1 protein-coding gene is annotated in these 793 nt (G+C 64.9%); it reads right to left on the bottom strand.

Features of this window, described 5'->3' with window-relative positions; genetic code table 11:
- The coding region (locus EN742_RS36480; protein ID WP_148670595.1) for a molybdopterin cofactor-binding domain-containing protein at positions 1-793 on the bottom strand (793 nt) is incomplete at both ends.

Raw genomic sequence — 793 nt, forward strand, 5'->3', positions numbered from 1 at the left:
TCGCCGGTGACCGGATCGATGACGAAGTCTTCCGTCAGCGCGAAACCTATTCCCTGCACGGCGCTGCCTTCGAGCTGCGCCTCGACCAGCAACGGGTTGATCGCACGGCCGATGTCGTGGGCGACGACATATTTGGCCACCGTGACTTGCCCCGTTTCGGTGTCCACCTCGACCTCGGCGAACGCCGCCTGGTGGTTGGGGTGATGCGAGGTGGAGAGGTAGGAGCCGGTCGCCACGAGCTGTCCGCCTTCGGCGCCGAAATTGTAGATCGCGTCATAAGCGATCTCGCGTACGTCGAAGCCCGTCTTCGGGCTGTCGATAAGGAAGACCCGGCCTTCGCGAACGTCGATCTCGTCTGCCGTGGCCGCGACCTGGCGCAATTCGAATTTCGCGACAGCGAGCGCCTTGATCTGATCCTTGATCTTGGTGCCGGCCGCCGCCACCGCATTGCCGATGACCAGCATGGAACGGCTGGCATGGGAGCCGATGTCGAACATGGTGACGTCGGTGTCGCCGGTGGTCACGCGCACCTGCTCGTAGCGCAGGCCGCTCGATTCCGCGCCGACCTGGGCCAGCGCGCCGAGAATGCCTTGGCCCATTTCGCAGGGGCTGACGATGAGGTTCAGCGTGCCGTCGCTCAGCACCTTCATGACGGCGCTGGAATGCTCCAGCAGGAAGCCGCCGGCGCCGCTGGCGTGGGTCAGGATGGACATGCCGACACCGCGCCGGTAGCGGCCGTCCTGCTTTTGGCCCCAGCCCTTCCATTTCTGTGACCAGCCGAAACGCTCCGCTC

Origin of the sequence: Mesorhizobium sp. M4A.F.Ca.ET.020.02.1.1 (assembly GCF_004022645.1) — a bacterium.
Taxonomy (GTDB): Bacteria; Pseudomonadota; Alphaproteobacteria; order Rhizobiales; family Rhizobiaceae; genus Mesorhizobium.